Below are 15,718 nucleotides of genomic sequence, written 5' to 3' on the forward strand. Positions count from 1 at the left end.
CGGCCAGTACACCAAAGGGGGATTGGACCGGCCCCCTGGACGCCGGCTACAGCCTGGCCGACCGCACCACCACCCGTTTCGAATCCTACTTCGGCACGGGCTCCAGCGGTTCCACCGGCGCCACCGACACCATCGGCTTCAAGAACGTCGGCACCGACGTCGCCGGCTACCAGTACACCCACAACCTGAACTACGCCGATCCCAACCTGATCAAGCTGACCGATCCCAATAACTGGAACGGCGGCACCACCCCCTATGCCCAGAACGGCTACCTGAACAAGCCGCGGGTGCATGATGACCTGTACTCGCTGAAGGGCGACCTGAAGAAGGATTTCCACGACTTCGGCCTGCTCAAGGACATCGACATCGGTGTGAACTACACCGAGCGCAACAAGGAATATTACCAGCCGGAATGGTACGTCACCCTGACGTCCAACCTGACCGCCGCCGTCGATCCCCTCACCGGGGTGAAGGGCGCCAGCGCCACCATTCCGTCCTGGGCCATGGTGGGCACCGCCGACCTCAGCTGGATCGGCCTGGGCAACACCGTCGCCTACAACCCGGTGGAACTGCTGTCCCGCGGCGTCTACAGCCTGGTCCCCTGCGCCCAGTACCGCGCCAACTGCACCAGCGACAGCCACTACACCGTGGATGAGAAGGTGACGACCGGCTTCGTCAAGGCGGACCTGGACGGCAACCTGGGCGCCATCAAGGTGACAGGCAACGTCGGCCTGCAACTGGTCCATACCGACCAGTCGTCCACCGGCGTCGCCATCGTCGCCGCCAACAAGTACCAGGACCGCACCCAGGGCGTCGCCTACACCGACCTGCTGCCCAGCCTGAACCTGGCCTTCGCCCTACCCAACCCGGACCACCAGATCCGCCTGGGGGCGGCCCGTGAGATGATGCGGGCCCGCATGGACCAGATGCAGGCCAACCTGTCCTACGGCTTCGATGCCTCCAAGGCCGGGATTTCCAATCCCAACAACGGCCCGTGGAGCGGCACCGGCGGCAATCCCTACCTGAAGCCCTGGTACGCCGACGCGGTCGACCTGTCCTACGAATACTACTTCAACAAGGCCGGCTACCTGTCCCTGGCGGCGTTCTACAAGCATCTGGAAAACAACATCTATAACAAGAGCACGCTGACCGACTTCACCGGCATCAACACCAACTCCGCCGCCACGCCGGCCACCAACTTCGGCTATGTCACCGTTCCGGTGAACGGTGCGGGCGGCATGATCGAGGGCGTGGAGGCCGCGTTCGCCATGCCGCTGGACCTGGTGTGGTCCAAGCTGCAGGGCTTCGGCATCAACGGTGCCGCCGGCTGGACGGAAACCGACCTGCAGGCGGGGTCGCAGGGCGTGGGCAGCGGCAACAGCACCCTGCCGGTGGCCGGCTACTCCAAATGGACGGAGCAGGGCACGCTCTACTATGAGAACGGCGGCTTCGGTGCCCGCGTCTCGGTCACCCACCGCTCCGGCTACCTGTCGGAACAGACGGGCTTCGGCCAGGGGCGCGAGTTCGACATGGCGGTGCCGGAGACGCTGGTCGACGCCCAGGTCAGCTACGACTTCACCGAAGGCGCGCTGAAGGGCCTGTCCGTGGTCCTGCAGGCCCAGAACCTGACGGATGAGCCGGTCATCACCTACTACAACGGTGATGCCACCCAGAATTGGCGGTACCAGAAGTACGGCACGCGTTATCTGTTCGGTGCTTCCTACAAGTACTGAACCGATAGGGTTGGGGTTTCCCGCCGGTGTCCGTGCCGGCGGGGCGCTTCTCGACCTTTCTCCCCGAGCCCTCGTGAGGCGGGCCCGGGCCCAGGTGGACCCTGGCCCGCCTCACCTTTTCCCCCACCGTCCCGGACACCCGGACAGGTTGGCCATGGGCACCCGCGGCACGTCATGCCGGCGCCCATGGCCAACCCGCCCGCCCCACCCGGCACCAGCGATGCGGACCACAGGCCCATGACGACCGCCCCCGCGCTTGAGAAGATGGACGCCGGGCAGGGGACCGGCGCCCTCCGCGACATCGTCATTGTCGGCGGCGGCACCGCCGGCTGGATGGCGGCGGCCCTGCTCATCCACATCCTGGGGCCGGGCGGCCACCGCATCCACCTGGTGGAATCGGAGGAGATCGGCACCGTGGGGGTGGGAGAAGCGACCATCCCCCCCATCGGCGTGTTCAACCGCGCCCTGGGCTTGGATGAGAACGACTTCCTGCGCCACACCCAGGGCACCATCAAGCTGGCCATCGAATTCGTGGACTGGCTGCGGCCCGGCCACCGCTACCTGCACAGTTTCGGCGCCTTCGGCCGGCCGCTGGGCCTGGGCCATTTCCAGGACTTCTGGCTGCGGGCCCATCGCCTGGGCATGACGGACTACTGGGAACCCTACATCCTGAACAGCGTGGCGGCCCGGCGCGGCCGCTTCGCCCGGCCCGATCCCCGGCGGCAGAGCCCGCTGGAGCCCCTGGCCCACGCCTTCCACATCGATGCCGGCCTCTACGCCCGCTATCTGCGCCAGTTCGCGGAACAGCGCGGCGTGCGGCGAACGGAGGGCAAGATCGTCCGCACCGTGCTGCGGTCCCATGACGGCTTCGTCGACGCGGTGGAAATGGCGGACGGCACCCGCGTGCGCGGCGACCTGTTCATCGACTGCTCCGGCTTCCGTGGCCTGCTGATCGAGGGCGCGCTGAACACCGGGTTCGAGGACTGGTCGCACTGGCTGCCCTGCGACCGCGCCTGGGCGGTGCCCTGCGCCAATGGGGGGGAGTTCACGCCCTACACCCGCTCCACCGCCCGGCCCGCCGGCTGGCAATGGCGCATCCCGCTGCAGCACCGCATCGGCAACGGCTACGTCTACAGCAGCCGGCACGTCAGCGATGACGAGGCGGCGGCCACCCTGATGGCCAACCTGGATGGCGAGGCGCTGGCCGAACCCCGGCAACTGCGCTTCACGGCCGGCCGCCGGCGCCGGTTCTGGAACCGCAACGTGGTGGCCGTGGGCCTGGCGTCGGGTTTCTTGGAGCCGCTGGAATCCACCAGCATCCACCTGGTGCAGTCTGCCATTTCCCGCCTCATCACCCTGCTGCCCAACCATGGCGTCGATCCGGCGGTGGTTGAGGAATACAACCGCGCCACCGCCATCGAGTATGAGCGCATCCGCGACTTCATCATCCTGCACTACGCGGCCACGGAACGGGTGGACAGCCCCTTATGGCGCGAGTGCCGGGTGCGGGAGATCCCGGCGGAATTGGCGCGCCGAATCCGCGTCTTCCAGGCCCTGGGCCGCGTCTCCCGCGACCATGACGAACTGTTCAGCGAGGTCAGCTGGCTGCACGTCTTCCTGGGCCAGGGCATCTGGCCGCGCGACCATCACCCCCTGGCCGACCAGCTGTCGCCGGAGGATCTGCGCGGCTTCCTGGAGGACATGAAGGCGGCCGTGGCGCGGGAGGTGGACGCCATGCCCACCCACGCCGACTTCATCGCCCGGAACTGCAAGGCCGACAGCCTTATGAGGACCGCATGAAAGCGTTCAACCGCCGCCTGGCGCTGCTTGCCTCCACCATGATCATCGCCGCCGGGGCCCTGCCGTCGGCCGCCCGCGCGGCGGACTTCCGCGACCGGCTGGCTGAGGATGAAATCGTCTATTTCCTGCTACCCGACCGTTTCGACAACGCCGACACCGCCAACGACAGGGGCGGGCTGACGGGCGACCGCTCGGTGACCGGCTACGATCCCACCGACAGCGGCTATTACCATGGCGGCGATCTTAAGGGCGTGATCCGGCGGCTGGACTACATCCAGGGATTGGGCGCCACCGCCCTGTGGGTGGGGCCCGTCTTCAAGAACAAGGTGGTGCAGGGTGCCCCAGGACACCAGTCCGCCGGCTATCACGGCTATTGGATCACCGACTTCACCCATGTCGATCCGCATTTCGGCACGGACGACGACTTCAAGGCCCTGGTGGACGCGGCGCACGCCCGTGGCATGAAGGTCTATCTGGACATCGTCATCAACCACACCGCCGACGTCATCCAGTACAAGGAGTGTGCCCCTGTAAACGGGCAGGGGAAGCCCTGCCCTTATCGCTCCAAGGCCGACTACCCCTACACCCGCAAGGGCGGCGTCAGCGGTCCCGCTATCAACGCCGGCTTTCGGGGCGATGACGTGCGGACGGAGGATAACTTCGCCCACCTGACCGACCCCGCCTACGCCTACACCCCCGTCGTGCCGGCGGCCGAGGCGCATGTGAAGGTGCCGGACTGGCTGAACGATCCGCGCTACTACCACAATCGTGGCAACTCCACCTTCAAGGGCGAAAGCTCCCTTGATGGGGACTTCGGCGGCCTGGACGACCTGATGACGGAGCATCCGGCCGTGGTGCGGGGCTTCATCGACATCTATGGCGGCTGGATCGACCGCTACGGCATTGATGGCTACCGCATCGACACCACCCGTCATGTGAATCCGGAATTCTGGCAAGCCTTCGTGCCCGCCATGCTGGAGCGTGCCAAATCCCGGGGCATCCCCCACTTTCATATTTTTGGCGAGGTGGCGGACACCGATGGCCGGGTGGCGATCCTGGCCCGGCACACCCGGGTGGACAAGCTGCCGGCGGTGCTGGACTTCGCCTTCCGCCGCGCCGTGGTCGATACGGTTGCGGGCACCAAGGGCACCGACCGGCTGGCCCTGATGCTGGACGGCGATGCCCTGTATGAGGGGGGTGAGGACGCGGCGCGCCAGCTGCCCACCTTCGTCAGCAACCACGACCACGGCCGCTTCGCCTTCTTCGCCCGCAAGGCCTTTCCCGACGCGGGGGAGGATGAGATCCTGAAACGCGTCATCCTGGCCAACGCCCTGATGTTCACCCAGCGCGGCGTCCCCGTGGTCTATGCTGGGGATGAGCAGGGCTTCAGCGGGGGGGAGGACCGCGCGGGCCGTGAGGACATGTTCGGCAGCCGGGTCCCGGCCTACAACGCGGAACACTTGGTGGGGGCCACCGCCACCACGGCCACCCCCAGCTTCAACCCGGACCACCCGCTCTATAAAGCCCTGGCGGAGATGGCCCGCTTGCGCGAGGCGGAGCCCGCCCTGCGCCACGGCCGCAGCGTCCTGCGTTTCGCCAGCGAAAAGCCGGGTCTGTTCGCCGTGTCCCGTATCCTTTCCGCCTCTGGGCCCGATGCGGGTCGGGAGGTGCTGGTGGCCGTCAACACCTCGACCCAGATGGTGAACGCCCAGGTTGAGGTCGGCAGCCAATGGACCAGTTTCACCGCCCTGCACGGCCGATGCGGCCCTGCCCCAACGGCCCCTGGCAGCTATGCTGTCCAGGTGGCCCCGCTTGATTACGTTGTCTGCGCATCTGGAGAGGCTTCATGACCATGGAACACCCCACCCATACCGGACCGGGCGGCCCCCGACCCTGGTGGCGCGGGGCGGCGATCTACCAGATCTATCCGCGCAGTTTCGCCGACGCCAACAATGACGGGGTGGGCGACCTGCCCGGCATCACCCGGCATCTGGACCATGTCGCCAGCCTGGGCGTGGATGCCATCTGGCTGTCGCCCTTCTTCACCTCCCCCATGCGGGACTTCGGCTATGACGTGTCCGATTTCCGCGATGTCGATCCGCTGTTCGGCACCCTGGCTGACTTCGACGCCTTGGTGGCCCGCGCGCATGAGTTGAACCTCAAGGTCATTATCGACCAAGTCTATTCCCACACCTCCGACCAGCACGCCTGGTTCCAGGAAAGCCGGCGGGACCGCACCAATCCCAAGGCCGACTGGTACGTCTGGGCGGATGCCAAGCCCGACGGTTCGCCGCCCTGCAACTGGCAATCCGTCTTCGGCGGCCCGGCTTGGACCTGGGATGCGCGCCGGCGCCAGTACTACTTGCACAATTTCCTGACCGAGCAGCCGGATCTGAACGTGCACAATCCGGTGGTGCAGGACGCCCTGCTGGACGTGGCGCGCTTCTGGCTGGACCGGGGGGTGGATGGCTTCCGCCTGGACGCCATCAATTTCTCCATGCACGATCAGGATTTCACCGACAACCCGGTGAACCCGGATACGCACGCCGTGCGCACGCGGCCCTTCGATTTCCAGCTGCATTCCAAGAACATGTCCCACCCGGACATCCCGAAGTTCCTGGAACGCATCCGGGGCGTGCTGGACAGCTACGGCGGCGACCGTTTCACGGTGGCGGAGGTGGGCGGCCCCGACGCGGACCGGGAGATGAAGGCCTTCACCGCCGGCGACCGGCGGCTGAACAGCGCCTACGACTTCAGCTTCCTCTATGCCGATACCCTGACGCCCGCCCTGGTGCGCAAGGCGCTGGAGCTGTGGCCGGACGAGCCCGGCCTGGGCTGGCCCAGCTGGGCCTTCTCCAACCATGACGCGCCGCGCTGCGTCTCCCGCTGGGCCAAGCCGGCCGACCGCGCGGCCTTCGCCCGCATGGCGGCGCTGCTGCTGGTCACCCTGCGCGGTAACATCTTCCTCTACCAGGGGGAGGAATTGGCGCTGACCCAGGTGGCCATCCCCTTCGAGCAGTTGCAGGACCCGGAGGCCATCGCCAACTGGCCCCTGACCCTGGGCCGCGACGGCGCCCGCACGCCCATGCCCTGGACCTCCGGCGCCCCCAACGCCGGTTTCAGCACGGCCCAGCCCTGGCTGCCGGTGGGCGCCGACCATGACGCCCTGGCGGTGGACCGGCAGCAGGCCGACCCCCAGTCCCACCTGGCGCTGACCCGCCGGGTGCTGGGCCTGCGCAAGGCCCACGAGGCGCTGGCCGTGGGCGACATGCGCTTCGTTGAGGCGGGGGAGCATGTGCTGGCCTTCGAGCGTAGCCATGGGGATGAGACGCTGCTGTGCCTGTTCAACTTCGGGCCCGAGGCCTGGACAACACCCGAAGGCGCTAATTGGCCGGTGGTGCATGCCGTGGGCGAGCCCCAGTCCGGCACCCAGGGCTGGACCTTGCCGCCCTTTGGTGGGCTGGTGCTGTCGCGGCCCTGAGGGGCTGTGACCGCAAAAGAATAAAACGGAGGGCGGGATGATGCGCATGATGGCGCGCCTGTGGGCGCTGGCGGCTTTGGCGGTGCTGCTGGTGGCAGTGCCGGCGTTGGCGGAAACGGCCAAGGTCGTGGCCACCGTGGCATCGCCCGCTGGCACCTTGGCCGTACGCGTGGAGCTTGATGGTGAGGGGCGCCCAGCCTACGCCATCACCCGGCGTGGGACGGACATCGTCGCCCCTTCCCGCCTGGGATTCCTGTTCACCGACCAGCCCAAGATGGAACGCGGCTTCGCCCTGGCCGGCCAGTCCACCCGTACGGTGGATGAGACGTGGGAGCAGCCCTGGGGCGAATGGCGCACCATCGCCAACCATTTCAATGAGCTGCGGGTGCGCCTGAAGGAAAAGGCGGCGCCCGTGCGGGAACTGCCCGCGCGGGAACTGGACGTGGTGTTTCGCGTCTACGACGACGGCGTCGGCTTCCGCTACGAATTCCCCGATCAACCCCAGCTCAAGACCGTGCGCATCGCCGACGAACTGACGGAGTTCGCCGTCGCTGGCAAGGGAGAGGCGTGGTGGATTCCTGGGGGCGAGTGGAACCGGTACGAATACCTGTACCAGCACACCAGCCCGGACGCGGTTGGCCAGGCGCACACGCCGCTGACCATCCGCCTGGCCGACGGCACCCACATCGCGGTGCACGAGGCGGCCTTGGTGGACTATTCCGCCATGTGGCTGCGGCGGGTGGAGGGCACGCGGTTCAAGGCCGTGCTGGCCCCGGGCGCGCAAGGGGCCAAGGTGGTGCGCGCAGCGCCCTTCGCTACGCCCTGGCGTACCCTGATCTTCGCCGACAGCGCCGGTGGCCTCTACCAGTCGCACCTGGAACTGAACCTGAACGAACCCAACACGCTGGGCGATGTGAGCTGGTTCACGCCGCAGAAGTTCGTGGGCGTGTGGTGGGAGATGCACCTGGACCGCAGCACCTGGTCCACCGGGCGCAAGCATGGCGCCACCACCGCCAATGTCCGCCGCTACATCGATTTCGCCGCCGCCAACGGCATCCCCGGCGTGCTGGTGGAGGGCTGGAACGTCGGCTGGGACGGCCAGTGGTTCGGCAACGGCAACGATTTCGATTTCAAGAAGCCGACGCCCGACCTGGACCTGCCCGGCGTCGCCGCCTACGCCAAGTCCAAGGGCGTCAGCATCGTCGGCCATCATGAGACGGGCGGTGGCGTCAGCCATTACGAAAGCCAACTAGGCGCGGCCTTGGACTATGCCCAGGGCCTGGGCATCGGCGTCATCAAGACCGGCTACGTCGCCGACGCCGGCCAGGTGGAACGGGTGGATCCCAACGGCACGCAATTGCGCGAATGGCATGACGGTCAGTGGATGGCCCGCCATCACCTGCTGGTGGTGACGGAGGCGGCCAAGCGCCACATCGCCATCGACAGCCATGAGCCCATCAAGGACACGGGCCTGCGCCGCACCTACCCCAACTGGGTGGCGCGGGAAGGGGCGCGGGGCATGGAATACAATGCGTGGGGGGAGCCGAAGAACCCGCCCAACCATGAGGCGACGCTGGCCTTCACCCGCATGCTGTCCGGCCCCATGGACTTCACCCCCGGCATCGTCAGCCTGCGCGGGAAGGGTGATACCCCCATCGCCTCGACCCTGGCCAAGCAATTGGCGCTGTATGTCGTGCTCTACAGCCCGGTGCAGATGCTGGCCGACCTGCCGGAGAACTACGCCAAGTATCCCGACGCCCTGGCCTTCATCAAGGCGGTGCCCGTTGACTGGTCCGACACCCGGGTGCTGAACGGTGAGATTGGGCAGTACGCCACCTTCGCCCGCAAGGATAGGGCCCATAACGCCAATGGGGGGGACGACTGGTACATCGGCAGCGTGGGCGACGACCAGCCCCGCACCCTGACCGTGGCCCTGGACTTCCTGGACGCCGGCCGCGACTACACCGCTCACATCTATCGCGACGGCCCCAACGCCGACTGGCACACCGACGGCCACCCCATGACGGTCGAGAACCGCACCGTGCACCAGGGCGACACGCTGACCCTGCCGCTGGCGCGCGGCGGTGGGGCGGCGGTGCAACTGGTGGCGGGGAAGGGGCGCTGAGCCACGACCGCCTGACCCGCCGCGCGGCCCCGGTTGGCACGCTATCCGGGAGCTGTCCTTAACCGTTGGCGTGGATGTACAGATAAGGATTGGTGCCGGCTGGATCGGCTCCGTAGCTGAGGGAAAGCCGGCCGCTGTCGAAGTCCGCCTTGGTGAATCCGGTCAGTGTCAACGAGGCGCTGGGGTGGCCGGTGGTCAACAGGTGCAGTGTCAGTCCCTGGTAGCCGGCGGCACCTTCATTGTCCGCCCAGAGGGAGTCCGATCCGCTTGGCGTAATTCCCCACACGGTCACCGCATCACCAGCGCCGAAGTTGACCACTGTGCTCCAAATATCGGAGGAAGGGCTGCGGTCGTCGATGAAGAATGTGTCTATGCCGCTGCCGCCGCCCAGAAAGTTGGACCCCGCGCCACCATCCAGCACGTTGGTGCCGCTTTGCACTGAAATGGCGTCCGTGCCGTCACCGGAATGAATGAACCAGTTATCCGTGCTGGCGGCGATGACCAAGTTGTCCGGGGTGAAGTTCAGATATTCGTTGGCGATGCCGGCGACCGGGCCGGTATAGGGATGAACGGCGGATGGTAGCGGCAGGCCCGTTGACGCATCCAGAACCGAGAAGCCCGGAACGGCGGCGGCGGTGGCGACGACGCTGGTGGCGGCGTTGCTGCTGCCAGCGCCACTGGTTGAGGTGTCGGTAATGGTGAACCCGGTGGTTACCGATGACCCCGGTGCCACCTGATGGCTGGTCGGCGTGAAGACCAGGTTGGACACGGTGCTGGTGACGGCGGCCGCTGTGCCCGTTATCGCATAGATGCCGGTCGTGGGATCGTAACTGCCTGCGCCGAGGTTGGACAGACTGCCGTTACTCGCGTTGGACAGGGCGATGGTCACGGTTTCGGTCTGGCCGAAATCCGGTTGGGCGAAAGTGACGCCGGTGAATGGCCGGATGGAGCCCGCGTCCGATACCGCCTGGTTGGCGATGGTGCCGGCGATCACCGGGTTGTCCAGGGTAGCGTAGACGGTCACGCTGGTGTTGCTGTCGCTGCCGGCGGCGCCGCTGCTTGAGGAGTCCGTGACGGTGAAGCTGGTGGTGACGGACGCGCCTGGAACCACCTGATGACGGGTCGGGGTGAACACCAGATTAGCCAGGGCATTGGTTACGGCCTCGACCGATCCGCTGATGGAGTAGACGCCCGTTGTCGCATTGACGCTGCCGCCACCAAGATTGGTGAAGGTACCGTTCAAGGACGACGATGGGGTGACGGTCACCGTCTCCGTCTCACCCACGGATGGATCCAGAAGGGTGATGCCCGCAAAGGGTGTCACTGCATCCGTTTCGCTGATCACCTGGCCGGCAACGGCCCCGTTGATCTGTGGTGCAATGATGATGCGCGTTAGTGCCTCGGTGAGGTCGCTGGGCGACGGGGCGGAAAAGAATGTGCCGCCGTTTGCCGTCGCGATGTCCTGAAGGCTGGCGGTGGCCGAGGAGTCGTATCCGACCTGAATCGTATAGATCTGCAGTTGGAAATTGGCGCCGCCGGTGGCGGCCGCCGAGATCGAGAAAGTGTCAACGCTGGTGCCCATGGGGATGGTACCCATGGTATGGCCGCTGATGGTCACGCCCAGGTTATGGGCGTACTGGCTGACGGTTTCCGCCAGGTACGTGTCCTTGACCGGCGCATCCGTGAACAGGGCGATGCGCCGCACGGCGGCAGAGTCCCGCCACTGGCCGGCGCTGCCGTCAAGGGCCAGCAGCAGGCCGGCATTGTCGGCCTCCGGTGTGTCGCCGCCACCGTACGCATAGAGGCTGTTGATGGCGCTGAGCGCCGCGCTTTCCCGGTCATCCAGGTCGGTCTGGGTGGTGAAAGGCAGGACCACGGCGTTCGGATCGCCCTCGTCCGGGTCCTTGAAACTGATGACGCTGATATGCGCGTCCGTATTGCCGTTCGTGAACAGCGTATTGATCAGGTTGATGGCATCGGCCTTCACCCCGCCGATGTACGGGCCCATGCTGCCGGTGGTGTCGATGACGAAGGCGAAATCCGTCTGATCCAGAATGGCATTGGGTTGCAGGGCGAATTTCTGGCCATCGCCGAAGGCCGCGTATTCAATGTTGGTCAGGGTGGCTGTGCTGTCGTCACCGCCGTTGCGGACGTGATTGACGGACCAGGAACCATCCGGATTGTGGATGATGTCGTAGTCGATGGCGTCGCCGCTGAAATAAGCGGCGTCTGCCGTGCCGCCGCCGCCATCCAGAACGTTCTGTCCCCCTTCGGCGACCAGAATGTCATTACCGGCGGAGCCTGTGATGCTGTCGTTGCCGCTGCTGCCAATGATCAGCGCGCTGTCGCTGGAAGTGAGGGTGCCGGACGCTGTCAGTGTGGAGCCGACATTCGTCGTCGCCAGAACCAGGTCGTCGACGCTGTCCGTGCTCGGCAGATATGTCATGCCGCTTGCCAGCGTGGTGAGCAAATCGCTTCGGCCGACGATGTTCGCCGCTGTGACATCTTTCCAGATCGCGCTGGAAAGATTGGCCGTGAGACTGGCCTTTGTCGGATCGTAGGTCAGGACGCCGCTCGTATGCGACAGATCGGTATCTTTGCCTTTGGCCAGAAGGCCCGCGTACTCCACGATGATATCAGCCAAGTCGGTGGTCACGGTGGCGCCGGTGAGCGCGCCGGAGAGGCCGGACGCTGCGAGTTGGCCCAGTTCATCAGCGTCGTCGAATAGGGCCTTGATGCCCGTGTTACCGAAAGGCGTTTCGCCATTCTCGACGGCGGAATAGGCAATCATGCTCAGCAACTGAGCGTCGGAAGAGGCCGTGCCTGTCACTCCTGCCTTTAGCCCAAAGGCCTCTCCGATGGCGGGATTGAAATACGCGTTTGCCAGTTGAGTGCCTATATTGGTCCATGCTGTCCGATCCGTCGCAATGGCGTATTGCTGCAGCACCATCAAGGCCATGCTATGGAGATGAGTTGAGGATTGGCCATCCGCGTGGGCGTCAATCGCGATGCTAGGCGATTGTGCTGCAATTGCGGCAGCAAGGGCAGCTGCCTCATTACCCAATACAAGAGCCTCTGAGGCACCTAATATGGGAGTCAACAATGCGGTAATGGTTGCGGCTTCGCCTATTGGGGCCAAATCCCTGACGGTTGTTAGAATTTCGCCCGATATGGCTATCGACTGTACATTGGAAGCGTTTGGCAAAGGTACCGAGCCCGCTGGTGTAGCTCCAGTTAGCAAGGCTAGGAAATCTGTAAATGAGCGAGTTACGTCTTCATTTATAGATCTATTTAGAGCTGCAGCTGAAAAAGGCATCGTATCGAAAACGATGGCATCATCGCCGGAAAGTGCTCCTATATAGCCGGCAAGGCCACCGCCAAGAGAATGCCCGGTTAGAAGAACATTATTGTCTCTTCCATCAAATATTGAATGCCCTGTGATTTCTTTATAAAAGCTTTCTGCAATCGCCGCCTGTGGAGCGAGAATGCCGGCGCCGCTTGTCCATCCAAATATGATGTCTTGAATTGTTGATAATATTCCGCTATTATCCGTTCCTCTATACGATATTATCTTGTCGCTTCCATTTTCGTAGGCAGTTGCATAAAAACCGCTGAGATAATCAAAAAGACCAAAATCTGTCTTTATATCGTAAATTCCCAGCTTATTAGGGCCACCGATATCAATGCCTTCGTCATATCCCCTGTTGTACGAATCCATCGCGAATATGGCGCTCATTAGTTTAGATACAGATGTCATTTTCATATTCCTTTCGTTTTTCTTGGTAAATTTCGACGATCATCATTTCAATTTTATTGGTGAATTGGAGGGTGGAATGGGGGTCGTTCTTGGGAGTCTAAAGAGAACCGCTTGGTCATTTACGTGTAAAAATATTACCGTATACCATCTTAGCGCATTCATTGACATTTCCGCAATTAATAATGTCTTAAAGTTGCATTAATGTCGTTCTCGCGGTGATGGTCATCGCGCTTGTTCCTCGACCTTTTGAGGGAAACTCCCATCCACTGATCAGAGCGCGCGCCTGCCCTGCCCGCCATCGCCGCCGCCCCCATACGTATTTCCTCCTTCCGTCCCGCGCGTCCCATACGTATTCAAGGCCTTGTGCGGTGCACTGCGGGGGACAGTGGGGCCTGCTGTCTTTTTGAGCCTGGTGATGGAATGACGAACAACAAGATGATGGGACGGAAACGGGCCATGGCGCTGGTGGCGATGCTGCTGGCCTCCACCATGGGAACCACGGCGCTGGCCGGGGTGGCGCCGGGCGCGCCGGGACAGGCGGCGATGGGGGCCTATGCGGGCAAGACCGGCATCGGCACCGCGTATCACGCCTATGGCGCGCAGGCCGGCAAGGCGGTGCCGTCGCGCGTCTGGTTCTCGCTGGCCAAGGGCGTGGTCACGGAGACCATGTACGGCCTGATCCATGAGGTGCAACTGCGTGAGCTGAAGTTCGCCATCCAGGGCGAGGGCTTCCTGGATGTGGAGGACGCGGACACCGACAGCACCACCAGCTATCTGGACGTGGATGCCGCCGGCCGTCCGCGCTCCCTGGCCTATCGCGTCGCCAACAAGGCCAGGAACGGCAAGTACGAGATCGAGAAGCAGGTCTTCACCGACCCCGCCGCCGATACGCTGGTGGTGCGTGTGACGGTGCGGGCGCTGAAGGGGGGCACCGTCACCCCCTATCTGCTGGTCGACCCGCAGATGGCCGGCACCGGCGGTGGCGACAAGGCCGATGTGATCGATGGCGCCCTGCATGCCTATGAGGGCGGCCGCCACCTGGTGGTGCGCGCGGCCCAGGGATTCAAGGCGGCCAGCGTGGGCTTCGTCGGCGCCTCCGACGGGCTGAGCCAGCTGAAGGCCGGTGGCAAGCTCGACGCCGATTACACCACCACCGGCGACAAGGCCGGCAACGTCGCCCTGGCCGGCGCCCTGGCGCCGGTGACGGGGGAGGCTACCTTCGACATCGTCGTCGGCTTCGGCGACAGCGCCAAGGCGGCGGACGCCGCCGCCAGCGCCACGCTGAAGCGCGGGCACGACGCCGTGCTGGCCGCCTACAACGCCGGCTGGGAAGGCTACCAGGCCAAGCTGGCGCCCCTGCCCGACCTGGCGAAGGAGGCGATGGACGGCGGCAAGCTGCTGTACGCCAGCGCCCTGGTGCTGAAGGCGCAGGAGGACAAGACCCATCCCGGCGCGCTGATCGCCTCCCTGTCCGCCCCCTGGGGCGACACCCAGAAGGCGGACAAGCCGGCGACCGGTTACAAGGCCGTCTGGCCGCGCGACTTCTACCAGTGCGCCATGGCCCTGCTGGCGCTGGGCGACACCGACACGCCCAAGGCGGCACTGAGCTATCTCAAGACCATCCAGGTGGGGCCGAAGACGCCGGGCAACCATGGCGATGGCGGCTGGTTCCTGCAGAAAACGCACGTGGACGGCACGCCGGAATGGGTGGGGGTGCAGCTGGACCAGACGGCCATGCCCCTGATGCTGGCCTGGCGCCTGTGGCGCAACGGCGTCATCAGCGACGCCGACGTGGCGGCGCTCTACCCCAGCATGGTGAAGCCCGCCGCCGACTTCCTGGTCAAGGGCGGCACCGCCGGCATCGGCTGGAACAAGGAGACCATCCGCCCGCCCGCGACCCAGCAGGAACGCTGGGAGGAACAGGCCGGCAACTCCCCCTCCACCACCGCGGCGGTCATCGCCGGGCTGGCGGCGGCGGCGGAGCTGGCGGGCCAGGCGGGGGACGAGGCGGCGGTGAAGCGCTACTACGCCGCCGCCGACGCCTACTCCGCCGGTTTGGAGAAGGCGACCGTCACCACCAACGGCCAGTTGGCGCCCAAGGAAAGCAAGGCCGGATACTACCTGCGCATCGCGCCCACCGGCCAGCCGAACGCCCATACGCCGCTGGCGGTGCGCAACGGCCAGCAGGCGTTGACGGAGGACGCCTACGTCGATGGCGGCTTCCTGGAGCTGGTGCGCTATGGCGTGCGCGCACCCGGCGACCCCGTCATCAAGGCCAGCCTGGCCGTGCTGGATGACGAGACGCTGCCGGAGAACCTCCGCGTCAAATACACCTTCCATTTCGACGGCGACACCACCGCCTATCCCGGGTGGCGGCGCTACGGCAATGATGGCTATGGCGAGGACCGGGCCAACGGCGCCAACTACGCCGTCAGCGGCACCTCCACGCCGACCCAGCGCGGCCGTGTCTGGCCCCTGCTGACGGGGGAGCGCGGGCATTATGAACTGGCGCTGGCGGCGGCCAGGCCCGGTGGCGCCAAGCCGGCGGAGGTGAACGCCATCCGCACGACCTATGTCCGCGCCCTGGAGCGTTTCGCCAACCAGGGCTTGATGATCCCGGAACAGGTGTGGGATGGCGTGGGCAGCGACGGCGGCCGCGGCTACAAGGCGGGGGCCGGCACCGACAGCGCCACGCCCTTGGCCTGGGCGCACGCGGAATATGTGAAGCTGTTGCGTTCCCTGCACGACGGCGGGGTCTGGGACATGTACGCCCCGGTCGCGGTGCGCTACGCGACCAAGCCCTGAAGGCAGGCCGTTCCCGG

The 15,718-nt window shown here is 65.4% G+C and carries 7 protein-coding genes; 6 read left to right on the plus strand and 1 reads right to left on the minus strand.

The window, feature by feature from the left end; all coding sequences use genetic code 11:
- The 5 genes from I55_RS24640 to I55_RS24660 form a co-directional block, all read left to right on the plus strand.
- On the plus strand, window positions 1-1,733 hold a 1,733-nt coding region (locus tag I55_RS24640; RefSeq protein ID WP_044563366.1), incomplete at its 5' end, for a TonB-dependent receptor domain-containing protein.
- A gap of 237 nt (window positions 1,734-1,970) precedes the next feature.
- Window positions 1,971-3,533, plus strand: a complete 1,563-nt coding sequence (locus I55_RS24645; protein ID WP_252181303.1) for a tryptophan halogenase family protein — start codon at window positions 1,971-1,973, stop codon at window positions 3,531-3,533.
- A complete protein-coding gene (locus tag I55_RS24650) occupies window positions 3,530-5,383 on the plus strand; it encodes an alpha-amylase family glycosyl hydrolase (RefSeq protein ID WP_199902707.1) in 1,854 nt (617 codons plus the stop codon). The genes I55_RS24645 and I55_RS24650 overlap by 4 nt, the downstream gene beginning before the upstream one ends.
- The gene (locus I55_RS24655) at window positions 5,380-7,014 is read left to right on the plus strand and encodes an alpha-glucosidase family protein (protein WP_044563367.1); all 1,635 of its coding nucleotides are present in this window, start codon (window positions 5,380-5,382) and stop codon (window positions 7,012-7,014) included. The genes I55_RS24650 and I55_RS24655 overlap by 4 nt, the downstream gene beginning before the upstream one ends.
- Window positions 7,015-7,060: 46 nt before the next feature.
- Window positions 7,061-9,139 carry a glycoside hydrolase family 97 protein gene (locus I55_RS24660; RefSeq protein ID WP_252181304.1) on the plus strand — a complete coding sequence of 693 codons (2,079 nt, stop codon included), beginning with the start codon at window positions 7,061-7,063 and terminating at the stop codon, window positions 9,137-9,139.
- A 58-nt stretch (window positions 9,140-9,197) separates the two neighbouring features.
- Here I55_RS24660 and I55_RS24665 read toward each other — a convergent pair whose 3' ends face one another.
- Window positions 9,198-12,896, minus strand: coding sequence for a VWA domain-containing protein (locus I55_RS24665; RefSeq protein ID WP_159107266.1), 3,699 nt, complete (start codon window positions 12,894-12,896; stop codon window positions 9,198-9,200).
- A 420-nt stretch (window positions 12,897-13,316) separates the two neighbouring features.
- On the opposite strand from I55_RS24665, the gene I55_RS24670 reads away from it, so the two are divergent.
- Window positions 13,317-15,701: a glucan 1,4-alpha-glucosidase gene (locus I55_RS24670; RefSeq protein WP_085940101.1), complete on the plus strand. Its 2,385-nt coding sequence runs from the start codon at window positions 13,317-13,319 to the stop codon at window positions 15,699-15,701.
- Window positions 15,702-15,718: the final 17 nt, after the last annotated feature.

The organism is Azospirillum sp. B4 (assembly GCF_000333275.1).
Classification (GTDB): Bacteria; Pseudomonadota; Alphaproteobacteria; order Azospirillales; family Azospirillaceae; genus Nitrospirillum.